Source organism: Micromonospora sp. L31, assembly GCF_052068075.1.
Taxonomy (GTDB): Bacteria; Actinomycetota; Actinomycetes; order Mycobacteriales; family Micromonosporaceae; genus Micromonospora; species Micromonospora purpureochromogenes.
This window is the reverse complement of sequence record NZ_JBQHDC010000005.1, coordinates 444,194-466,354: the sequence shown is the minus strand read 5'-3', so window position 1 is coordinate 466,354 and position 22,161 is coordinate 444,194. Positions and strand designations below refer to the sequence as shown.

At 71.4% G+C, this 22,161-nt stretch carries 18 protein-coding genes; 8 read left to right on the top strand and 10 right to left on the bottom strand.

The annotated features are described in order from the left end of the window. Positions 1–144 precede the first annotated feature (144 nt). The 3 genes from ACTMS9_RS17195 to pdxY all read left to right on the top strand — a co-directional run bounded on the left by ACTMS9_RS17195 (position 145) and on the right by pdxY (position 2,838). The gene (locus tag ACTMS9_RS17195) at positions 145–1,578 is read left to right on the top strand and encodes a multidrug effflux MFS transporter (RefSeq protein ID WP_441165439.1); all 1,434 of its coding nucleotides are present in this window, start codon (positions 145–147) and stop codon (positions 1,576–1,578) included. Next, entirely contained in the window at positions 1,571–1,861 is a 291-nt protein-coding gene (locus ACTMS9_RS17190) for a GNAT family N-acetyltransferase (protein WP_441165438.1), read from the top strand. Before ACTMS9_RS17195 ends, ACTMS9_RS17190 begins: the two co-directional genes overlap by 8 nt. A 125-nt stretch (positions 1,862–1,986) precedes the next feature. After that, entirely contained in the window at positions 1,987–2,838 is an 852-nt protein-coding gene (gene pdxY, locus ACTMS9_RS17185; RefSeq protein ID WP_441165437.1) for a pyridoxal kinase PdxY, read from the top strand. A 48-nt stretch (positions 2,839–2,886) separates the two neighbouring features. Here the strand turns inward: pdxY and ACTMS9_RS17180 are convergent, their stop codons facing one another. Then, positions 2,887–3,546 (bottom strand): TOPRIM nucleotidyl transferase/hydrolase domain-containing protein, encoded by a 660-nt coding sequence (locus tag ACTMS9_RS17180; RefSeq protein ID WP_441147776.1) that lies wholly within the window; start codon positions 3,544–3,546, stop codon positions 2,887–2,889. Positions 3,547–3,728: 182 nt separating this feature from the next. Between ACTMS9_RS17180 and ACTMS9_RS17175 the strand changes: the two genes are divergently transcribed. Further along, complete coding sequence (locus ACTMS9_RS17175; protein WP_441165436.1) at positions 3,729–5,363, top strand: family 10 glycosylhydrolase; 1,635 nt, start codon at positions 3,729–3,731, stop codon at positions 5,361–5,363. A gap of 28 nt (positions 5,364–5,391) precedes the next feature. On the opposite strand, the gene ACTMS9_RS17170 is transcribed toward ACTMS9_RS17175, so the two are convergent. The 3 genes from ACTMS9_RS17170 to ACTMS9_RS17160 form a co-directional block, all read right to left on the bottom strand. Then, positions 5,392–6,534 (bottom strand): RNA 3'-terminal phosphate cyclase, encoded by a 1,143-nt coding sequence (locus tag ACTMS9_RS17170; RefSeq protein WP_441165476.1) that lies wholly within the window; start codon positions 6,532–6,534, stop codon positions 5,392–5,394. An 85-nt stretch (positions 6,535–6,619) separates the two neighbouring features. Continuing rightward, complete coding sequence (locus tag ACTMS9_RS17165; RefSeq protein ID WP_441165435.1) at positions 6,620–7,612, bottom strand: inositol-3-phosphate synthase; 993 nt, start codon at positions 7,610–7,612, stop codon at positions 6,620–6,622. Between the two features lie 41 nt (positions 7,613–7,653). After that, positions 7,654–8,661 (bottom strand): LLM class flavin-dependent oxidoreductase, encoded by a 1,008-nt coding sequence (locus ACTMS9_RS17160; protein WP_441165434.1) that lies wholly within the window; start codon positions 8,659–8,661, stop codon positions 7,654–7,656. A 313-nt stretch (positions 8,662–8,974) separates the two neighbouring features. Between ACTMS9_RS17160 and ACTMS9_RS17155 the strand changes: the two genes are divergently transcribed. The 3 genes from ACTMS9_RS17155 to ACTMS9_RS17145 all read left to right on the top strand — a co-directional run bounded on the left by ACTMS9_RS17155 (position 8,975) and on the right by ACTMS9_RS17145 (position 11,975). Further along, positions 8,975–10,303 (top strand): PP2C family protein-serine/threonine phosphatase, encoded by a 1,329-nt coding sequence (locus tag ACTMS9_RS17155; protein WP_441147782.1) that lies wholly within the window; start codon positions 8,975–8,977, stop codon positions 10,301–10,303. Between the two features lie 116 nt (positions 10,304–10,419). After that, the gene (locus ACTMS9_RS17150; RefSeq protein ID WP_441165433.1) at positions 10,420–11,361 is read left to right on the top strand and encodes an anti-sigma factor RsbA family regulatory protein; all 942 of its coding nucleotides are present in this window, start codon (positions 10,420–10,422) and stop codon (positions 11,359–11,361) included. Between the two features lie 143 nt (positions 11,362–11,504). After that, positions 11,505–11,975, top strand: coding sequence for a phage holin family protein (locus ACTMS9_RS17145; RefSeq protein WP_441165432.1), 471 nt, complete (start codon positions 11,505–11,507; stop codon positions 11,973–11,975). An 87-nt stretch (positions 11,976–12,062) separates the two neighbouring features. On the opposite strand, the gene ACTMS9_RS17140 is transcribed toward ACTMS9_RS17145, so the two are convergent. The 4 genes from ACTMS9_RS17140 to ACTMS9_RS17125 all read right to left on the bottom strand — a co-directional run bounded on the left by ACTMS9_RS17140 (position 12,063) and on the right by ACTMS9_RS17125 (position 16,062). Continuing rightward, on the bottom strand, positions 12,063–13,406 hold the full coding sequence (locus ACTMS9_RS17140; protein ID WP_441147788.1) for a glycoside hydrolase family 18 protein: 1,344 nt from the start codon (positions 13,404–13,406) through the stop codon (positions 12,063–12,065). A gap of 240 nt (positions 13,407–13,646) precedes the next feature. Beyond that, positions 13,647–15,020, bottom strand: coding sequence for a permease prefix domain 1-containing protein (locus ACTMS9_RS17135; RefSeq protein WP_441147790.1), 1,374 nt, complete (start codon positions 15,018–15,020; stop codon positions 13,647–13,649). After that, positions 15,017–15,391, bottom strand: a complete 375-nt coding sequence (locus tag ACTMS9_RS17130; protein WP_441147792.1) for a PadR family transcriptional regulator — start codon at positions 15,389–15,391, stop codon at positions 15,017–15,019. Before ACTMS9_RS17130 ends, ACTMS9_RS17135 begins: the two co-directional genes overlap by 4 nt. Before the next feature lie 119 nt (positions 15,392–15,510). Further along, positions 15,511–16,062, bottom strand: a complete 552-nt coding sequence (locus ACTMS9_RS17125) for a DUF5872 domain-containing protein (RefSeq protein WP_441165431.1) — start codon at positions 16,060–16,062, stop codon at positions 15,511–15,513. A gap of 234 nt (positions 16,063–16,296) precedes the next feature. Between ACTMS9_RS17125 and ACTMS9_RS17120 the strand changes: the two genes are divergently transcribed. Then, positions 16,297–17,487 carry an MFS transporter gene (locus ACTMS9_RS17120; protein ID WP_441165430.1) on the top strand — a complete coding sequence of 397 codons (1,191 nt, stop codon included), beginning with the start codon at positions 16,297–16,299 and terminating at the stop codon, positions 17,485–17,487. A 23-nt stretch (positions 17,488–17,510) separates the two neighbouring features. Here ACTMS9_RS17120 and ACTMS9_RS17115 read toward each other — a convergent pair whose 3' ends face one another. Both ACTMS9_RS17115 and ACTMS9_RS17110 read right to left on the bottom strand, forming a co-directional pair. Further along, a complete protein-coding gene (locus ACTMS9_RS17115) occupies positions 17,511–18,275 on the bottom strand; it encodes a DUF1223 domain-containing protein (protein ID WP_441165429.1) in 765 nt (254 codons plus the stop codon). Between the two features lie 186 nt (positions 18,276–18,461). Continuing rightward, positions 18,462–22,010, bottom strand: a complete 3,549-nt coding sequence (locus tag ACTMS9_RS17110) for a glycosyltransferase (RefSeq protein ID WP_441165428.1) — start codon at positions 22,008–22,010, stop codon at positions 18,462–18,464. Positions 22,011–22,161 lie beyond the last annotated feature (151 nt).

Sequence of the window (22,161 nt, the reverse complement as noted above, 5' to 3'; positions counted from 1 at the left end):
CCGGTTGGCCGCCGTCGCCCGGCTGTGACCTGCGTTACCTGTTGGGCGACGGGGAATCAGATCACCGGATCGGGATTTGGAATCAGGTGTGACTCCTGCCCCGCACCCGGCCCGGCTCCGTGACGGCCGATCGGAGACGACCCGATGACCGTCGACGCCCCGCAGCGGCGGGCGGGCCCGCTGACACCGGGCGACCTGATGACCCCCCGACAACGCCTGCGGCTCGTCCTGGTGCTCGGGTCGCTGATCGCGGTGGGTCCGCTGACCATCGACATGTACCTGCCCGCGCTGCCCGCGATCGTCGCCGATTTCCGGACGACGCCGGCGGCGGTCCAACTGACCCTCACCGGCACGCTGGCGGGCCTCGCCGTCGGCCAGTTGCTGATCGGCCCGCTGTCCGACGCCGTCGGCCGACGCGCGCCGCTGATCGCCGGCATCGCGCTGCACGTCGTGGCGTCGGTGCTCTGCGTCGTCGCACCGAACGTCGCGGTTCTCGGTGGCCTGCGGGTGGTGCAGGGCCTCGGCGTCGCGGCCGCCTCGGTCGTCGCGATGGCCGTGGTGCGCGACCTGTTCGACGGCGCGGCCTTCGCCAAGCTGCTCTCCCGGCTGCTGCTGGTCATGGGGGCGGCGCCGATCCTCGCGCCGACCCTCGGTGGCGGGTTGCTGCGCTGGACCGACTGGCGTGGCGTGTTCGTGGCCCTGGCCGCCTTCGGTGTGCTGCTGGTCGTGGTCGCCGCGCTCGGCCTCCGCGAGACGCTGCCGGCCGAGCGCCGCCGGCGCGGCGGGGTGGTCGCGACGCTCACCGTGTACGGCGGGCTGCTGCGGGACCGGACGTTCGTGGGTCTGGTGCTGGTCGCCGGGCTGGCCATGGCGGCGTTGTTCGCCTACGTCGCCGGCTCCTCGTTCGTCCTGCAACAGCAGTACGGGCTGGACGAGCAGCAGTTCGGGCTGGCCTTCGGCGCGGGCGCGGTCGGACTGATCGCGGCGACCCAGTTCAACGTACGGCTGCTGCGCCGCCACTCGCCGCAGCGGATCCTCGTCGTCGCCCTCGGCGTGGGAACCGTGGCCGGACTGGCGCTGCTCGCCTTCGCCGTGACCGGCCTCGGCGGGCTGCCGAGCCTGCTGGTGTCGTTGTGGGTGGTGCTCGCTGCGGCCGGCCTGGCGATGCCGAACGCGCCGGCCCTGGCCCTGTCCCGGCACGGGGAAGCGGCCGGTACCGCCTCCGCCCTGCTCGGCGCCGTGCAGTTCGGCGTCGGCGCGGTGGCCGCGCCCCTGGTGGGCGTGCTGGGCACCGGCGCGGTGGCCATGGCCCTCGTCGTCGCCGGTGGCATGGTGGCGGCGATGGCGGTGCTGCTCGTCGTCGTGCGGCCGGCCCGGCTCGCCGGCCTGGCGCCGGAAGCGGTGGTCGTGGCAGCGCACACAGCTCCACCGTCACCTCGGTCGCCGACTGACGCCCCGGTGAGCCAGCACCGACGACCCGGTTCGTCCGGGCCGCGGTGCCCGGGAGCGTTGCCGGCCTCACACCCGGTTCCGCGGGCAGGCGTGCTTCGATGGTGGGGTGGAGTTCACCGTGAATGACGCGCCGGAGCGGGAGCGGTTCGAGGCGCGGGACGAGTCGGGTGCGCTGGCCGGGGTGGTCACCTACCAGTTGACCGGCACCATCATCGCCTACACGCACACCGAGGTCGATCCGCAGTTCGAGGGCAGGGGCGTCGGATCGACCCTCGCTCGCGCGGTGATGGACGACGCGCGGGCCAGGGGCCGGACGGTGGTGCCGATCTGCCCGTTCCTCGCCGAGTGGCTGGGCAAGCACCCCGAGTACGACGACATCGTGGTGCGATCGACGCGTAAGGTCCGCTAGCCAGCGCCCGACCCCGACAGGCTCCGACGGTCGGTGTCCTGAAGGCACGCCGGCCCGGAGTGGGTCACCCGACAGGAACGGCGGGCCGTACGCGCGGTGCCGGCGGGAAGCGCCATGATGAGCCGGTGAAGATCCTGTCCATCCAGTCCTCGGTCGCCTACGGCCACGTCGGCAACTCCGCGGCCGCCTTCCCCCTGCAGCGCCTCGGGCACGAGGTGTGGCCGGTGGTGACGGTCCACTTCTCCAACCACACCGGGTACGGCGCGTGGCGCGGGCCGCTGCTGGCGCCGGCCGACGTGGCCGAGGTGATCGCGGGTATCGGCGACCGCGGGGTCCTCGGCACCGCCGACGCGGTGCTGTCGGGCTACCAGGGTGACCCGGCGATGGGTGCCGTGATCCTCGACGCGGTCGACAAGGTCAAGGCCGCCAACCCGGACGCGGTGTACTGCTGCGATCCGGTGATGGGCGACGCCGGCCGCGGGATGTTCGTCCGGCCGGGCATTCCGGAGTACCTGCGGGACACCGTCGTCCCGCGCGCGGACATCATCACCCCGAACCAGTTCGAGCTGGACTTCCTCGCCGGCCGGGCGACCAACTCTCTGGCGGAGCTGTTGGACGCGGTCGACGTGGTACGCGAGACGGGACCGCGGCACGTCCTGGTCACCAGCGTGCTCCACGGCGACGTGCCGGTGGGGTCGCTGGAGGTGGTGGCCGTCTCCGACGAGGGCGCCTGGGCGGTGACCACCCCGCTGCTGCCGATCAGCCCCAACGGCGGCGGCGACGTCACCGCGGCGCTGTACCTCGCGCACCTGTGGACGACCGGTTCGCCCGCCACGGCGCTGGAACGCACCATCGCCTCCGTCTTCGCCGTACTGGAGGCGACCCTCGCGGCGGGCACCCGGGAGATCCAGTTGATCGCGGCCCAGGACGCGATCGCCGCGCCACCCGCCAGGTTCGCCGCCCGGCGGCTGCGCTGAGGGACGTCCCTCGGGGGCGTGCACCGCGCAGGCGGGCCGGATCGGGGGTCAGGAGTGGGACGGGAGTAGGTGATCCAGCGGCCGGGGTACCTGGTTCGGGTCGAGGGCGTCGACGAGCGCGCGGGCGTACCGGGCCTTGCGACCGCTGGTCGTACCCATGAACCGGCGCAGTTGCCGCTCGATCGCGCGTCCCCGCTGCGCGGGCTGGTTCTGGAAGACCCGGAAGCGGGCCAGATCCTGTTCGGCCGCCAGGACCCGCTCGACCCCGGCCGTGCCCAGCGCGCGGATCAGCTCGTCCTCCAGGTCGGCGACGCACACGTAGAAGCCCAACGCCTCCATTCCGGAGCGGGTCAGGCCGCTACCGAGGCCGGCCTGCTCCAACCCGCGCCGGAAGTAGCCCTCTTCGGCCTCGTCGCAGAGCCCCCGGATGGTCACGGCGAGCCCCTGCGCGCCGAAGAGCCGCAGGAACCGACCGACGCTCATCGCGCCGCCGATCGGCAGGACGCACACGCCCTCGCCGGCCAGATCCCGGTTGCGCCGGACGGCCAGCGCCTCCACCGCGCTCCGGTCGCTGACCCCTTCGACGAGGACGACCGTTGCCAGGCCGTCCTCGGCCAGTTCGCGGGCCACCGCGGCCGCCGCCACGGCGTCCGTGCCGCCGGCCGCCCACGTGCCGACGGCGGCGCGGAAACGGTCCGGCTCTCGCACAGAGCAGAGTCTCGCAACGGCCGGTCCCGGACCGCCACCGGAATTGTGGTCAGGTAGCAGCGTGGCGAGGTGACGCCGGAACCCTCCGGGCCGACTCGCGGTGGACCCACCGGCCTTAGCTGACCGTTAAGTAACCCTCCACCCGGTTCACCCGGCGGGGCGGCACTGGGCAGACTGGGGCAATGCCCGCCGCCGATCCGCCCGCTCACCGCCGTCGTACCCGCGTCCTCATCGCCGTCGTCGCCGCGCTCGCCCTGGCGGTCGCGGTCGGCGCCTGGTCTGTGCGAGAGCGGGTCGTCGACGACGATCGCGGCGCCGTGGCCGCCCTCGGCCCGGCGCCCGCCGCCTCCAGCTGCGTCGGCCGGGCGGCGCGGGCGCCGCGCGAGTTGCGCGGCATGTGGATCACGACGGTGAACAACATCGACTGGCCGAGCCGGCGGGGGTTGCCGGCCGAGGCGGCGCGGGCGGAGTTCCGGGGCTGGCTCGACCTGGCCGTGCGGCGCAACCACAACGCCGTCTTCGTGCACGTGCGGCCCAGCGGGGACGCCCTCTGGCCGTCGAAGTACGCGCCCTGGTCGGAGTGGCTGACCGGACGCCGCGACGGTCGCGATCCGGGCTGGGACCCGATGGAGTTCATGGTCAGCGAGGCGCACGCCCGCAACCTGGAGTTCCACGCCTGGTTCAACCCGTACCGGGGCGGGCAGCCGGCCACCGTCGGTGGGCCGGGCCCCCGGCTGGACCAGCTGGCGCCGACGCACCCGCTGCGGCGGCACCCCGACTGGGTGGTGACCTATCCCAGCGCCGACCGGCCGGGCAGTCGCCTCTACTTCAACCCGGGCATCCCGGAGGCGCGCACGTTCGTCGAGGACTCGATGCTGGAGGCGGTCCAGCGCTACGACGTCGACGGCGTGCACTTCGACGACTTCTTCTACCCGTACCCGGAGGCCGGGCAGGACTTCCCGGACGACGCGGCGTTCGCCCGGTACGGCCGGCGGTTCGCGGACAAGCACGCCTGGCGCAGGGACAACGTGAACACGCTGGTGCGCGAGATGAGCGAGCGGATCAAGGCGATCAAGCCGTGGGTCAAGTTCGGCATCAGCCCGTTCGGTATCTGGCGCAACAAGCGCACCGACCCGGCCGGCTCACCGACCGCCGGTCTGCAGAGCTACGACGACATCTACGCCGACACCCGGCTCTGGGTGCGGGAGCAGTGGCTCGACTACGTGGTGCCGCAGCTCTACTGGCACATCGGCTTCGACCGGGCCGACTACGCCAAGCTGCTGCCGTGGTGGGCGGCCACGGTGAAGGCCACCCGGGTGCAGCTCTACATCGGCCAGGCCGACTACCGGGTGGGGGAGCGCGGCGCCTGGCGCGACCCGGCCGAGCTGGACCGCCAGCTCGCCCTCAACCGCCGGCACGGGGTGAGCGGAAGCGTGCACTTCAGCGCCCGCCAGGTGCGCGCCGACAAGCTCGGCGCGGTCAGCCGCTACAGCGCAGCGCACTACGCCGGCCCGGCGCTGGTGCCCGCGATGGCGCAGCTACCGGCGGCGGCGCCCGCCGTACCCGCGATCACCGGCGCGCGGCGCGACGCCGGCGGGGTGGCGCTGACCTGGCGCGGAGACGGTGCCGCGAGCTTCGCCGTCTACCGGGTGGACGGCGACGCGGCCCGGCTCGTCGGCACCGCCCGGGGGACCGGCTGGGTCGACCGCACCGCCCCCGTGGACCGCCCGCTCTCCTACTGCGTGTCCGGCCTGGATCGCAGCGGGAACGAGGGCGGACTCAGCGCGCCGGTCTCCGTGAGCTCTTCGGGGTCCTGAACGAGCCTGGTGAGCGGGAGCTGACCGGCTAGGAGACCACGATGGCGATCCCACGGTCGGACGGCGTGAAGTCGATCTTCCTGCCCGTGATGCTGCGCGCCAGACCTACCACCGTACGCAGATGAGGGGTGAGGCGTTCGGTGGTGATCCGCGACGTTCCCGGCCTTGTGCACATCAACGGCAGCAACTGCTCAGCGATGAACCGACTGGTGCAGCCGGACAGTTCCAGCTCGGGACGGAGTCGATCCAGTACCGTCTCGACGTCGAAGACACCTCGGCCCGCTTCCTCGAAGCAGAAACTGACGTCCCGCGAGTAACCACCCGTGCCGATGAGGAACATGGCCTGGACCCGGTTGACCGGGTAGGGCACCATCTCGAACTCCGGCGACACCCTCCGGGAGAGCCGCGAGCTGAGCTGCGCAGTGAGGCGCAATGCCTCTTCGGCGATCGAGTCCCGCCATCGGCGAGCACCGAAGACGTAGAACCGCGCGGAGATGTCCCGGCTCACGGATGCCTCCCGGGCGGGCAGCCGCTGGGTGGGATCACGAAGTCGGTCGGTACGGTGGGCCGCCATGGCGAAACCCCCACCGCGGCCGATGCACCCTCGCCGCTCGACGCTGAGGTGGACATCCCTACCCGTCAGTTCGTTGGCCGCCGGGTAAAGGATGTCGCGGACCGCGTCGACGAACGGGGCCCCGAGCGTCTCGGTCCCTCCCGACACCTCGATCGAAGCACTTGCGGGCGCGGCGTAGAGCAGCGGGAGGAGCCCGACGAAGAAGACACTCACAGCGTTGCCCATGAGGCCTCTTCCGCCGACGTTGTCGATGTTCTCCGCGAACCGGTCGCTTGCTTCCGCGTAGTTCCGCCGCCCGGACACGCTGTTGGCGCCGAACGTTCCGTCCGGGTCGTCCAGATCGACCTGCACATCGCCCGCCGGTATGCCGCCCGGATGGAACGTCAACTCCGTCCGGCCCATCTCGTAGCCCGCCGTACTCGAGGTCCAGCGGCACACCGCGTCGATGTAACTCTTGTGCGTCCAGCCGACTCCACGAGAGCGATCGGGCCTGCCGGCTCTGACCTTCACGAGATGAAGAGGCCGGCCCGTCAGGACCGCCAACGGTAGGGCGGCGCGCAGGGCACCACCGCCGCCTTCGCCGATCGAGCAGTCCACGGCCGTCAATTCAGGCACCACGCGCCTCCGGATCGTCAGTCACCTTCACCGGTGCCCCTTCGCCGCGCTGCTCGGCCGCCGATCCCTACCGTCCGGATCCGTTTCCGTCGAGGGGCGGAGACTTGAGCAGTGCGGCCGCCTCGCCGAGAAAGCCGCCGACCGCCCGTCGGCGTCCCTCGGCCGCTATCCGTACCAGGTCGATGATCACGCCCGCGGCGTTGCTCGAGTCCTGCACTTCCAGGCGTACCTCCACCGCCACCCTGGCGCCCGCCCAGCCGCGACCCTCGATGCTGATATGGGCGACCTTCCGGTCCATGAGGAACGGGACGTGACCTCCGGACGGGATCACCGACAGCGACGCGATGCCCGGAACGGTGGAGAGAACGTTCAACTTCGAGGTCAGCTTCGGCGCCCCGGAGTCGCGGAGGTTGCGGAAGTCCTCGTTTCCCCCGAGGTTCACCTGGTAGGTGCCGTCGATGTGCAGGCCTCGGCGGCTGAGCAGGTCGAGCAGCGCACGGTGAATGAGCGACGAGCCGAACTGGCTGGCCAGGTCGTCGCCCAGCAGCGGCAGAGACGCTGACGTGAAGCGACGCAACAGGGCCGGATCCCGGGCGACGGAGTCGGCCGAGCAGTTGACGACGGCGACGCCGGCCGAGAGCGCGGCCTCGGCGTAGGCGAGCGCGGCGGTGGGTCGGCTGGTGGGCAGCGAGAGCAGCAGCACCTCAGCCGCCGTGTCATGGAGGCGCCGGACGACCTGCTCGACGTGAGACGGGTGCATCGCGTCGCCGCGGATACCGTCCTCGACGGTGACCGACTCGCTGATCGCGTCGACGATGTGGGGAAAATTGTTGGTGCTGCCGTGGATCGCCTCGGTCAGCGGGTGCCCGATCTTCGCCGGATCCACGTCGAACGCGGCGACACACCGGATCTCCTCGACGCCGAACCCATTGAGCCGGGGGTGGGGGACTCCCACGAGCGACGGGTCGCCCATCTTGTGCCGGTAGTACTCGATGCCCTGCAACAAGGCCGAGACGTTGTTCCCCACGCCGGCCACCGCCATCCGGATGTGATCGACCATCCTGCGCTCCTTCCACCCCTGCGGAACGTGATTGGTCCTGCTCATGCCATTAGTCGCAACAGGCGCTCGGTGTCCGGGCTGTCGGGCAGCACGACGAACTTCACGCCCAACTCCGCGGCGTGCCGGGCGAGCCGCTCCCTTATCGCGGTTGCCGGACCCAGCAGGAAGAACGGGCTCGAAGTACATGCCTCCGCGATGTGTCCCTCGTGCAGGCGCAGCGAGTATGTGTCGTTCAACGCCGTGAGCCAGTCGGCCGGGTTCCTGTCCTGGATCCGCAGTGCGGTGATGTTGATCGATGTGGTCACGGCGCCGGGTGTTCGACCGTTCGCGTCCAGTTGCTGGTGGAGGTATCGGCGCATCGTCACGAGATCGTCGAACGTGGTCAGCATCCGTCTGCGCAGATCACGAGCGCGGGTCGTGGCGCCATCGAGGGATCGGGTCAGTGGCAGACGGTGTGACGGCGCGTCGAAGTCGAGGTGGTCGGCGTACCCGGCGGCCACTCGAATGACGGCGAAGGAGCCGCCACCGACGGCAAGGCGTGGCGGCTCCGCCACGCTCGGGCTGAGCGGGGCGTGTCGAAGCGTCAGCACACTTCCGTCGAGCGAGGCGACGCCGGTGTCGAAGAGCGACCGAGCTGCGGCGGCCGTCTGGGCGAGCCGTTCGACTCTTTCCGCGTGCGGCGGCATGTCCATGCCCAGCGCGTCGAACTCCTCGGCGTTCCAACCGGCGCCGAGCCCCGCGTAGACCCGTCGACCGCCGTAAAGTCGAGCGAGTTCCACGAAGTGACGGATCGTGAGGTACGGATTGCTGTAGGACGAGTTGGCGACGAGGACCGCGAGGCTGAGGCGCGAGGACAGGGCACCGACCGCCCCCAGCAGCACATACGGGTCGTGTCGGCGCTGCGCGGGCCCTCTCCCGTCGCCTCCACGGGTGGTGTAGAGATGGTCGGAGACGGTGACACCGGCCACCCCGAGGTCCTCCCAGAGCTGGACCTTCTGGCGGAGCTGCTCCACGTCCCGTACGTCGCGTAGCTTGATGTGATACTCCACCAACCCCTCCACCCGTCGGGACGGTTGCCTCCGCATTAGTGACGTCGGTGAGCTGGCCTTGTTCAGCGGAGTGTAGATCGACGATGACGATTGGTACAGGGTTGAGTACCGTTCGCGACCACCGGAGCGGAAGAGTTCCGGCACGTCGGTCGGGTGCCTGTCGACTGCCGGCAAGGTAGGCGGCGGCAGTGACCATCGGCGGTGCGCGACAGGCTGCTCGGGTACGGCAACCTCGTCGCCGTACCCGAGGTCGAAGCCCGACTGGGCGCTCCTGAAGGGCTGCTCCGGGCCCGGCAAGGACTAGGCTCTTGCCGTGATTGGCGTGCAGGGTGGTGGGAGCGACGAGCGGCTGCGCCGTATCGAGGCGATCACCGACGCGGCGCTGTCCAAGCTTGACGTCGACGACCTTCTCGACGAACTCCTCGACCGGGTCCGCGAGGTGTTGCGGGTCGACACCGCCGCCATCCTGCTGCTGGACGTGCACGCCCGGCAGTTCGTGGCCACCGCGGAGAGAGGGTTGGCGGACGAGGTCCGGCCGGGCTCGCGGATCTCCGTCGGCCGCGGGTTCGCCGGCCGGATCGCCCGGGAGAAGCAGCCCGTCGTGCTGGACGAGGTCACGGCCGCGGACGACCCAACGCTGTTCGACAGAGGGGTCTGCTCGCTGTTGGGGGTGCCCATGCTCGCCGGCGGCGAGGTGATCGGCGTACTGCACGTCGGCTGCCTCCAGCCGCACCGATTCACCGGCGACGACGTGCAGGTGCTCCAACTCGCCGCCGATCGGGCGAGCCTGGCCAGCCGGAGCCGGGCCAGCAGCATCGACCGCACCGCCGCCCTCGCCCTGCAACGCAGCCTGCTGCCCACCCACCTGCCCGATGCGCCCGGCGTGGACATGGCCGCCCGCTACGTGCCCGGCCACGACGCCGGCGTGGGCGGCGACTGGTACGACGTGTTCACCCTCCCGTCCGGCTGGCTGGGCGTCGTCATCGGCGACGTGTCGGGACACGGGCTGCGCTCGGCGGTCGTGATGGGGCGCCTGCGCAGCGCGCTGCGCGCGTACGCCTTGATCTGCGACGATCCGGCGAGCGCGCTGACGCTGCTGGACCGCAAGATCCACCATTTCGAGGCCGGGAACCTCGCCACGGTCCTGTACGCGATGATCTCCCCGGACCGCACCACCATTCGAATGTCCCTCGCCGGGCACCTGCAACCCGTGCTGGCCGCACCGGGACAGTCGGCCGATACGCTGAACCTTCCGGTCGATCTTCCACTGGGCGTGCGCCCGGATCGACCGGCCCGCCGATACACCGAGGTCGCGTTCCCTGCCGAGGCGGTGCTGGTCTGCTACACCGACGGGCTCGTCGAACGCCGCGGCGAAGTCATCGACACCGGCATCGAACGGCTCTGCGCGGCCGTCGAACCAGGTGCCGTCGAAGCGGTCTGCGCCGGCATCATGACCACACTCGCCGGCGAACAGCCGACCGACGACATCGCCCTGCTCGCCATCCAGGCAACCGGCAGGTCCCGCCCGGGCCCGGGCGCCGACCGTCACCGCCGGGCCGCCGCCGGCGGGACTCGTCCGCTCCGGCAGCGGCGACAGCCAGGGCCGGGCCCGCAGCGGCAGCCGGGGCCGGGTCGGGTCTGACCGGCCGTTACGTCGCGCCGCCCGTACACTTCACCTGACCGGTGCCGACCAGGTATCCGGACTGACGCTGCGGTGGCCCGACGAGGCGGCTGGACCACGCACTCGGAGGCTGCCGCATGAGCATCTCGGTCGCCACCAGGACCGACAGTTTCGTCCACCCCGCCCTCTTCTACGGCGACCGCGAGGCGTACCTGGCCGGCACGGTGCCGTTCATCCACGCCGGCCTCGCCGCCGACGAGCCGGTCATGGTGGCGGTGCCGGGGGACAACCTCCACCAGATCCGTACCGCGCTCGGCGTCGACGCGGACCGGGTGCAGTTGCACGACATGAGCGAGGCCGGGCGCAACCCGGGGCGGATCATTCCCGGCGTCCTGCTCGCCTTCGCCGCCGCGCATCCGGGCAAGCGGGTACGCATCATCGGCGAACCCATCTGGGCCGGCCGTAGCGCTGTCGAATACCCCGCCTGCGCCCAGCACGAGGCCCTGATCAACGCGGCGTTCACCGGCCGGCAGGCCACCATCCTCTGTCCCTACGACACCAGCCGACTGGACCGGAGCTGGCTCGACGACGCCTGCCGCACCCACCCCGTCCTGCAGAAGGACGGCGCGGACTGGGCGAGCCCGTACTACGCGGACCCGGTCGCGGTGGCCGCCGGGTTCAACCTGCCGCTGCCGGATCCGCCTGCCCGGGCGACCACCATCGCCATCGACGTGCACGCTCTCCCGGCCATCCGTCGGTTCGTGACCGCGCACGCCGTCGCCGCCGGGCTGCACCCGGACCGCGTCTCCGACCTGACCCTGGCGGTCAACGAACTGGCGGCGAACACGGTCAGACACACCACCGGGGGCGGTACCCTCGCGGTCTGGACCGACAGCACGCGCCTGATCTGCCAGCTCACCGACACCGGGCACATCACGAATCCGCTCGCCGGCCGGCTTCCCGTGCCGCCCCGGCAGCCGGGCAGCCGAGGACTCGTCCTGGTCAACCAACTCTGCGATCTCGTGCGCGTCCACACCAGGCCCGGTGCCACCACGATCCGCCTGCACATGCACAGTTGAGCCGGATGACCGCTTCCGGGCACAGCTCGACTCCCGCAACCACCTTGTCACCTTTGTCCTGGCTTCCGCCCCGGGCGTCGGGACAGGTATGGCGGTGACGTTCATGGGTAAGCGCCTGCCCCCAACGGAGGAGGAGCGGACCCATGAGTGACGCGGCAGCGGGACGGTCCGGCGGAATCGGACGGGCGGCCGGTCCGAGTGAGCGCTTGGCTGCCGAGGTGGCGGAGATGGTGCGTGCGGAGGTCCGCGACGTACGCACGCACCTGCTGAGGGCGGTTCGTCCGGCGGGGGTCGGTCTGGCGCTGCTCGCCACCGCCGGAGGGTGTGTGGTCCTGGGAGCCGGAGCCGCCTCGGCGACCGCGCTGCGCCTGCTGGAGACCTTCCTGCCCCGCAGGCTGGCCACCGCGGGACTCACCGGGGGTTACTTCGTCGCTGCCGTCGTGCTGGGCCGGGCCGGCCTGACGCAGCTGCGGGCGGCCGGCGGTGGCCCGGCCTGGCTGGCGGACGAGATGCAGGACGCCGTCTCCGCCACCGCGAGTCAGGTGGTGCCGGCCGGTGCCGCCGCCGTTCGCGAAGAATTCGACCGGTGGGCCTCCGACCGGCAGGGCCACTGACGTCGACCTCCCCATCTCCGCCGCCGGCAGCACCAGCCGTCCCGGGGGATTGCCTGGTAGGAGCGCTACGACGGCCGCGGCGCGCGGCTACGGCGTCGCAAGCCCGAGGCCGATCGTCTTGGTCAACGTGGCGTTGTCGTCGTCGCCGTCCAACGACCAGACCATCGCTCCGGCCAGGCCGGCCCGCCGGATGTACAGCGTCTTCTGCAACACCACCGCCGGATCGTCGTACGTCCAGAAGGTCGTGCCGTCGAACAACCAGGCATGCCCGGCACGAAGGTCGCGGTGGACGGTGAAGCCGTTGCCGGCCAGGGTCTTGAGCCGCCGGTAGTCCTCGTACCCGGCCTCGAAGGTGGCCGGCGCGGGCCCGGTCGCGGGCTGGAAGAGCCCGTTGCCGCTCCCGCTGACGCCGGTCCAGCCTCGGCCGTAGTACGGGATGCCCAGGACCAGCTTCCCGCGCGGCGCACCGCGGGCAAGCCAGCCGTCGATCGCCACCTCGGCGGAGAAGTCCGGGTTGTCCGGCGCTCCCGACGGTACGCGCAGCGCCGACTGCTGGTTGGTCACCGAGTCCCACGCGCCGTGGAAGTCGTACCCCTGCACCGTGGCGAAGTCGAGGTACCGGAAGATCTCGCGACCCTCGTATCCGGCGTCCATGGTCGCCGGGTTGGCCGGCAGGAAGGCGGTCAGCGGGTGGTGCCGGCGGGTCGTCCGGCCGTACGCGTCGAGTTGGCGGCGGAACTCGGCGACCAGCTCGGTGAAGTTCCGCCGGTCCTCCGGGCGGACCACGTTGCCCGGTTCACCCGGCCAGTTCGGCCACTCCCAGTCGAGGTCGATGCCGTCGAAGACGCCGGCGGCGGCACCCGGGCCGCCACTGCCACCGTCGAGGACCGGAAGGTTGCCCTTGAGGTAGAGGTCGATGCAGGAGGCCACGAACGCCTTGCGGGAGGCGTCGGTGCGGGCGGCGTTCGAGAAGTACGTCGACCAGCTCCAGCCGCCCAGCGAGATCATCACCTGCAGGCCGGGGTGCTTGGCCTTGAGCTTGGCCAGCTGGCCGAAGTTGCCGTTGAGCGGTTCGCCCCAGGCGTCGGCGACGCCGTCGACGCTCTCCTCCGCCGGGACGGGACGCTGGTAGTCGGCCCAGGCGTCACCCTCGCCCGGCCCGCCGTCCACGAAGCAGCGCCCGTCCTCACTGACGTTGCCGAAGGCGTAGTTGACGTGGGTGAGGCGGCTTGCCGCCCCGGAGGTGTCGAGCTTTTTCACCGGGAAGGCCCGGCCGTAGATGCCCCACTGGGTGAAGTAGCCGACCCGGTGGTAACCGGCACGGCGGTTCCTGCTGTCGTCCGCGCTGGCGGCCGCGGGCGGGGCGGTGGTGACCAGCATGGTCGCCAGGGCGACGACGGCGGTGAGGCGGCGGTGACGGAACGGTCGCATCGGCACTCCCACGACGGTGGAGAGAATTAGTAAAGAGACCTTTCTGATTGATGAACCTAAGCGGACCGGCATTCCGGGGTCAAGAGGGTCGACGGGGACAGGCGTTGCCTCCGGCTCGATAGCGGTGGCGGAGGCCGAGTAGCGGCGGACCGCCGTCATTCCGCGTCCGCGGCACGCTCGGCTGAGACGCTCAACCCCGTCCGGGCACCCGGACGGGGTTGAGCGGGGTCGGATCCGGGATCAGGCGAAGTCGAACACGAGCGGGAAGGCGAGGACGACTGTCCAGGCCCAGACCGCGTACACGATCACGTAACGGGTCTGCCACTGTTCCAGGCGGGCGAAGGGCATGCGGCCACGGACGAAGCCGAGGAACAGCCATGCCGACCACGCCAGGTTGGTGAGCAGGATGACGTTCTCGCCGAGGGCGGCGGTCTTGTTCGGACTGAAGCCCCACTCGGTGATCCGGCCGGTGATCGCCAGCAGCACCAGGGCGTCGATGAGCAGGGCGCTGACGACGAGCGCGAGCTGTAGGCGGTCGAAGAGGCTCGGCCGGGCCGTGAGGTCACGGGCGGAGATGGCGTACAACAGCAGGCCCAGCACGACGACCAGCAGCAGGTCGAAGAGGATGAGCGCGTCCCGCTCGACGTCGATGCCGTTGCTGGTCCAGACGATGGCGACCAGGAAGGCCAGCAGGGCGGCCGCGAACAGCGGCGTGAAGACGCGGGTCAGCACCGGCGCCATGTTCTCGATGACGCTCTGCTTGGCCTCCACCAGCCAGGCCGCCACGATGACCGCGGCGGTGGCACCGCACGGCACCAGCCACGACTGGATGAATCCCTCGGCGTCGATGCCGATGGCCTTGAAGGTGCCCACCGTGAAGGCGGTGAGCACGCCGCCACCCAGTCCGATGAGGGCGAAGTAGATCAGCCACTCCCCGGTGAACCGGATGAAGTCCATCCGCCGCCGGTCCGAACGCCAGTCGCCGCCCGCATAGGCGACGCCGACCACCAGCCACAGCGCGAGCGGCAGGTGGATCGCCGTCAGCACCAGGGTCTGCGAGTCGTCCGCCAGCGGGTACGCGTTCGCGGCGACCGCGCCGAGTACGAACAGCGCCGCGAGCACCCCGATGACGCGCAGGCCGACCCGGCGTTGCCAGGCGAAGTAGGCGGCCAGCGCCGGCAGCGCGAACAGGCTGACGTTCCGCGCGTAGAAGGCGCCGTGGTCGCCCGAGGACAGGTCGAGGCCAAACAGGGCCGGCACCTTGATCGAGAGCGCCGCGACGGCCGCGCAGAGCACCATGACGGGCAGTTCCCGACGGGTACGGGCGGCGGCGGGCGTGTCCGGCTCCCCGGGCAGTACGAGCTGCTTCCACAGCCGCTCGGAATGCTCGCGGGCGAACTCCCGCGACAGCTCGTCGAGGCTGCCCATCCGTTTGACGGCGATGAGGAAGGCCTCGTCGGCGCGCAGGCCCGCCTCGGTCAGCTCGGTGATCCGGCTGCGCAGGTGGTCTTCCAGCTCCTCGGCATCGGTGTGGTGCAGCTCCCGGCGGCGGTGCGTGTAGGCCCGCCACTCGGCGATCTGGCCCTCCAGATCGTTGTCGCTGTTGACGCTCATCGTCCCGCCTCCCAGGCCGGTGCCGCGATCGGCGTGATGGACTGGGTGGCGTTCCAGACGCCCCGCAGGGCGTCGACGACGGCGGCCCACTGGCGGCGCTGCTCGGCGAGCTCGGCCCGACCCTGCTCGGTGATGCGGTAGTACTTGCGGCGGCGGCCCCCGGGTGGGGTCTCCCAGGCGGACTCGACGTGCCCCAGCCGCTCCAGCCGGTGCAGCAGCGGGTAGAGCAGACCGTCGGTCCACTCCAGCTGCCCGCCCGACAACTCGTTGACCTGTTTGAGGATCGCGTAGCCGTAGCTGTCGCCCTCGGCGAGGATCCCCAGCACGAGCGGGGTCGCCGAGGCCGCGACGAGATCCTTGGTGATGTGCATGTGACCACCTAACCCTAGAACTGCAATGCATAGTAGTTCTAGGTATGGCGGCCGCGCAACGGATTGGAAGGGCTGTCGCCGTACGCGATATCCCGGATGTGGTGCGGCGCCGCCCGGAGTCAGCGGCGCTTGAGTTCCGACTGCAGTCGTTGGACGAGCGTCTTGCGGTTCTTGCCGGCGCGTTCCTGCTTCAGCGCCGCCTTGAGTTCGTCGGTGTCGAGACCACGGACCAGCCCGGCCGCCTCGGCGACCGTCACCTCCGACAGCCGGTCGACCGACGTGGCCTTCCGGCGCGCGCGATTGGCGGGCGCGGTGTTGGCGACGAACTGCCTGCCGGACCTGGACGCCTCGCGCTTCTTGGTGTCCGTTGCGCGCTGCTCGTCCTCCGAGAGTCGTTCCCAGGCATGCTTGGGCAGGTAACGCTTGGTTTCGCCGCCCTTGCGGGCCCGGGTGGCGCCGTTCCTGGTCTGCCAGTCCTCGGCGCCCCAACGCTGCAGGGACTTCTGCCGCTCATCCTTGGGGCCCTGATAGCCTCCGCCCCGCTTCTGGTACTCCTTGGTGAGCAGCTGCGACTTGCGCGCCGACCACTGCCCTGGCCTGCCGCCCTTGTCCGAAGCCTGCAGCTCTTCCTTGATCTGGTTCCTCAGCTCGGGCTTCGTGTACCTGGCCATACGCAGCATTTTCCCGAGGCGACCTGGCCTATGCGCCCCGCCCTGGGCCACCGTCCGGCTGACCCGGATCGACCGCCTTGTCCAACGCCGCGAGGAAGTCGCGCGAAGAGACGCGCCGTTCACGTCGCGTGCGACGTGGCGCAAGGGGTACTCCGCTGCGGCCTTTCAGCGGGAAAGCGTCCGGATCGACCGCGCCGGACCGCCGCTCGCAGCTCACCCTGAGGAGCACGTCTGATGCAGAACGCCGGACAGGGGCGGATCTCGCCGGGTGTCGCCCTGTTTCTGCTCGCCTCGATCCTGGTGTCGTTCCTGGCCGCGTCGGCGGCCCCGACCCCCCTCTACGGGATCTATCAGGAGCGCTGGCACTTCTCGCCGATCACCACCACGGTGGTGTTCGCCGTCTACGCCCTCGCGGTGCTGGCGTCCCTGCTCACGTTCGGCAAGCTCTCCGACCACGTCGGGCGGCGGCCGGTCCTGCTGGTCACGATCGCGATCCAGATGATCGCGCTGGTCCTCTTCGTCTTCGCCGGGGGCGTACCCACGCTGGTGGCCGCCCGCGTCGTACAGGGGCTCGCGGCCGGCGCCGCCACCGGCGCCGTCGGGGCTGCCATGCTCGACCTCAACCCCGCACGCGGCACGCTCGCGAACTCGATCGCCCCCGGCGTCGGGACCGGTACCGGTGCCTTGCTCTCGGCGCTGCTCATCCAGTTCTTCCCCGCGCCGACCCGACTGGTGTACGTCATCCTGCTCGTCGTCCTGCTGATCCAGGGCGTCGGGGTGGTGCTGATGGGGGAGACGGTCACGCCGATGAGGGGGGCGCTGCAGAGTCTTCGACCGGAGATCAGACTGCCCCGCGCCGTACGCGCGCCGGTACTCGTCGTCGCGCCGGTGGTCTTCTCCGTCTGGGCGCTGGCCGGCTTCTTCGGCGCGCTCGGTCCGGCGCTCACCCGCGCCCTCATGGAGAGCTCGATCGTGGCCGGCGGCCTGGTCGTCTTCGTCTTCGCCGTCTTCGGGACCATCGCCATCCTGCTGCTGCGCAACGCCCCCGCGCGGACGGTGATGCTCACCGGAATCAGCGCACTCATCCTGGGCATGATCATCACGCTGGTGTCGGTCACCGCCGAATCCGTCGCCGGATTCTTCGTCGGGCTCGCGTTCGGGGGCGTCGGCTTCGGTGCCGGATTCCAGGGCAGCCTCAAGACGATCGTGCCGCTGGTCGAGGCGCACGAACGCGCCAGCGTGCTCTCCGTGCTCTACATCGTCTGCTACGTCGGCTTCGGCCTGCCCACCGTCATCGCCGGCTTCCGCGTGGTCCACGGTGGCCTGCTCCGGACGGCCAAGGAGTACGCCGTCGCCGTCATCCTGCTCGCCCTGGTGGCCCTGCTCGGGCTGCGCAAGGCCAACCGGGCGCCGGCCGGCCGATGACCCACGGCGGGGACATCACCGCCTCATCCGGGCGAGACCTCGACGGCCGTGGCGCCGACGATCGCCTTGTTGCCGTGGTGCTGCACATAGCCGACCACCGAGGCATGTCCAGGATCGAGGTCCGGCGGCACCGCCAGTTCGACCCGGCCGCTCGGGACGTCCAGGCCCACCGACGCGAAGGCGCGCACCACGTTGTCCTGCCGCAGCGTCCGCCCGGCGTTCTCGCCCCGGGGGACGTCGTTCTCCAAGCCACGTTCCACGACCGCAATGTTCAACACCGCCCGCCCCGGCGGCCGTTCGGCCCGGTAGTCCACCACCACCCGGTGCCCGTCACCCCCGGCGGCCTCCTCGACCGAGAGCGCGAGCGGCGTGGTGGCTGCCTCCGTCAGGGCGGCGGCGATCGCGGTCGCCGCCCGTCGGCGGTCGGAGCCGACGAACTCGACGGTGCCGTTCACGATCATCTGCGGGGTGTACAACCCCCCGGAGCCGAAGGCGCGCGCGTACGCCCCCTGTCGCGTGGTGTACGCCCCGTCCGCGAACGGGTCGGGCCAGCCCAGGTCGTCCCAGTAGTCGACGTGGAATCCGAGGGCGTAGACGGGCTGTCCCTCCTGTCGGGCCTCGCGTTCGATCTCGGTCAGCAGTTCCTCCGCGGGTGGACAGCTGTTGCAGCCCTGGGAGGTGAACATCTCCACGACGGCGAAGCCGCCGCCGGCCGGCCCGAGGTCCCGTTCCTGCGGCGAGGACTGTGGCCGAGCACTGGTCGACCCGGTGCGCGATGGGTCCGTCATGGCGTGTCTCCTCCGTCGGTCCTGCTGGCGGCCCTGCGATTCCCGATCCGGCCGCGACCATGCCCGGTCGCCCGCCGCTCCACGGCAGGGCCGGTGGGCGGGATTCTGCCGCGACGGCTCGGCCGGACCGCCGATCATGACCGGTGGAGAGGGTGGGCGGTCGGACCCGGGTCCGGCTCCGCGCGGTCAGGCTCGCGGTGCCGCCGGCCGTTCGTACGGCGACTCCTCGGGTGACCGGGGCGCCGGCGGCCTGGTGTCCGCCGTGTTCAGGACGCGGTCCAGCAGGGTGGCGGTCGCCGTGGACCAGGTTAGCTCGCTGGCCAGCCGGGCGCGAAGCTCGGCGATCCCGGGGAACTCCGCCTCCCGCTTGCGCAGCGCACCGTGGATGGCGTTGCTCCAGTTCTCGACGTCCCGCTCGTCGTCACCCGTCGTCGGTACCACGATCCGGGCCGCCTCCTCCGGCCCGAGCCGCTCCTCCAGCAGCTCTCCCAGGCCGCTCTCGCTGCTCACCAGCACCGGCGTGCCGGCGAGGATGGCCTCCACCGCCACGAGGCCGAAACCCTCGGCCCGGGAGGGCATGAGGAGCAGGCTGGCCGCCCGTAGGTCGGCGGCCAGCCGCTCCGCCCTGGTCGAGTACGGGCGCACCCGCACCGGCAGCGACGCGTCTGCGGCCCAGCCCCGCATCCGGTCCTCCAGGGTGGAGCACGTCTCCGGAGGAGCGCCGCGGACGAGGAGTTCGACCCGGGGAGTGCCGGCGCCACGCCGGCGGCGCGCCAGGTTGAAGGCGCGCGCCGCCAGGTCGAGCCCCTTGAGTCGGTCGTCCTCCGTCCGGCCGACGAGGAGCACCGTCCAGGGCCGGCCCTGTGGTGGCTGGCGGGGAGGTCCGACGCCGAGGTCGAAGCCGGGATCGAAGCGGATCAACCGCGCCGGGTCGACGCCGCGAGCCTCCAGGTCCCGCAGGAACCAGTAGTACATCCGCGGCCCCACCGCCACGGCGTGGTCGGCCTCGGCGCTGAGCGCCAGCTCGACCTCCTGCCGCTCCTCGGCGAGCACCCCCGCGTCCACCCCGCGGTCCGCCTTGTGGCGCTCGATGTCGTCGGGAATGACGTGCAGGAAGTGCAGGCGCTTGGCGTGCGGGAAGTCGTCGCCCAGGTGGTGGGCGGCCGGGCCCGTCCACCGGCCGTGTCCGATGATCACGTCGGGAGCCGTGCCCTCGGGAAGCGGCGGCCGGCGGGACAACCGGTCGACGTCCGAGGCTCCGGGCGCCTCCGGGGCCTCGATCAGCGTGACGCCCGCCGAGGTGGCGTCCCGGCGCTCCTCGTCGGTGGCCCGCAACACCACGCACGTCACCCGGGCGTGCGCGGTCAGCGAGCCGCACAGCTGCCGGTTGAAGGTGCTCAGGCCGCCGAGCGAGGAGGACCACTCGGTGGCCAGTGCGAGGACGTGCCGCCGGCCGTCGCGGGTCGTGGCGGCAGAGTCCGGCTGCCTCCCGGGTAGGACGGGGTCGCCGTACTGGGGCCGGATGGCGATGGTCGACAGGCCGCTGAGGGCGGGCGGCAGGATCGGAAACACCAACGAGGGCGGGGACGTGAAGTCCAGGCGGCCGACGCTGGTGTCCCAACTGTGGAGCAACAGCGCCCGGAGCTCGTCCGGAGTCGAGACGGCGACGTCGCTGCCGAGATAGGTCCCGGCCAGTTCCGACGCGTCCGAGGTCCGGCCGAGTTCGAGGGCGACGAAGGCCGCGCACCAGGTGGAGGCCGACGACGTGGAGAAGCTCTTCTGGGCGGGGTAGTTGTCGACGGCCTCCTGGGCCCGCACGGCGTCGCCCAGCGCGAGGTGGCACAGCGCCTCGTGCACGGAGAAGTTGATGTATCTCGGGCTCAACCGTCGGCCGTCGGCGAGGAGCGCCAGCGCCTCATGCCAGCGCTGCCCGCGTTCCAGCAGGTACACCTGCGCCAACCGGTACTGGACCTCGAGTTCCGGTTTCTCCCGCAACCAGGCGACCACCTCTTCGAGCAGGTCGTCGGTGGGCGCGCCGGCCGCGTACTGGGCGGCCAGCGCGGCCAGTCGCTCGGTGTTGCCCCGGGCGCGGTCCACACCTTCGCGCAGCGCCGCGATGGCTTCCCCGGCACGCCGCCGTTCGTTGAGGTAACCGCCGAGTTGCTGGTACACCGAGAAGAGGCTCTTGGCCGGCGCGACGTGGGCGGTGGCCTCGCGGGCCACCGCGATCGCCGCCTCGGTGCCGTCCACCGCCCAGACGAGCTTGGCCCACAACACCCAGGGGTCGGCGTGATCCTGGTCCAGGGTGGCCGACTCGGCCTGGGGGACCGCTCGGGAGAGGTCCTCCGGACGGCCGCGATCACGCAGGAGCATGGCCAGGTGGTAGTGGGTGCCCGGGGTGCCCCACCGGCTGTTGTACAGCTCCAGCAGCGCGATGCGGGCGTCCCGTTCCCCGACGGTGTTCACCCGCACTGACATCCACCCGTAGCGCTGCCCGATGTAGCGCCTGGCCGGCTCGATCGCCGTCAGCAGGGCCTCTTCCGCGTCGGCCGCGGTGTAGTGGTACGCGGCGCCGTCCAGGCCGAGCAGGAGGGTCCGGTCGTGGACCTCGGTTCGTCCGGCGGCCTGCAGCTTCCGGGCGTACCAGTCGCCGGCGCGGGCGTGGGCGGCACGCCATGCGGCGCCGTCCCGTCGCAGCTGGACGCCGTCCGCCTCGCGGAGCAGCGGATGCACCTGGTATCGCCCGGCGGGACCGGCTCCCGGCCGGTCGGTCTGGGTGCGGGCCTGCAGGAGGTACCGCTCCTGGGCGCCGCGCACCAGCTCCCGGACCTCACCCCGGCCGCCGCCCATCGCCTCGATGAGGTCCCAGTCGGCCCAGTCGCGGATCACCGACATGTCGCGCAGGAAGGCGCGGGTGGACTCCGGCAGGCCCTCGGCGGCCTTGGCGAGCAGCGTCCGTTCGATCTCCTCGACGAGCTTCGAGTCGAAGGGTTCCTCGGGAGCACTCCCGCTCGGTGGCAACAGCCCTTCCAACAGGTGTGACTTGAGCAGGTAGCCGAGCAGCCGCAGCACTCTCGGGTTCCGTCCGAGGCGGCGTACGACCTCCGGCCGCCGGTGGTGCGGGAACCGGGCGTCGGCCTGCTGCGCGCCGAGATGGTCGAGGACGATCGTGATGGCGTCGGCGTCGTCGGGCGGCAGCAGTTCGGTGACGTGGAAGTGCTCGGTCCAGGTCCAGTCGAGGTGCCGGTTCGACACCAGCAGCAGGCAACCCCGGTCCGTCGGGCGCCGGGCGAGCTGCTCCAGCATTCGCGCCATGGACGCCGACGGCTTGCCCTGCGGGTCGAGCAGCCGCTGGAACTCGTCGATGACGACGAGCGCGCCCGCCGCCAGCAGCGAGCGGAGGATGTCGGCGAGGGTGGCGTCGGCCGACACCGTGGCGGCCACCCCCGGGTGACCCCCGTCCTTCAGCTCCTCCAGGATGCGGCCGCCGATCGTCGTCGCCACGTCGGCTGTCCCCACGGGCACGTCGACCCATGCCGTCGGAATGGACTGGCTCGCCGCCCAGTTCCGCAGTGGTCGGACGACCTGGTCCGACTTGCCGACACCGGCGAACCCGAAGAGCAGGGCCGCGCCGCGGCCCTCGAATCGCCACTTCTGCCAGAGCTCTTCCGCCACCGCCCGGCGTTCGGCGCCGACCAGATCGGAGATGGCCACGGGGCCCTGCTCGGCTGCCACTGCTCCTTGATACCCCATGACGACGCTGTGTTGTGTCTGCCAGGCGAAGTATCGACCATTCTCCGGATGCGGCTCGACCCGGTCGAGAGACCGGGGGTGAGCCGGTGGCGGCTCGGTGTGCCACCTCGGCCCGGGGGATCGCGACGTCGAG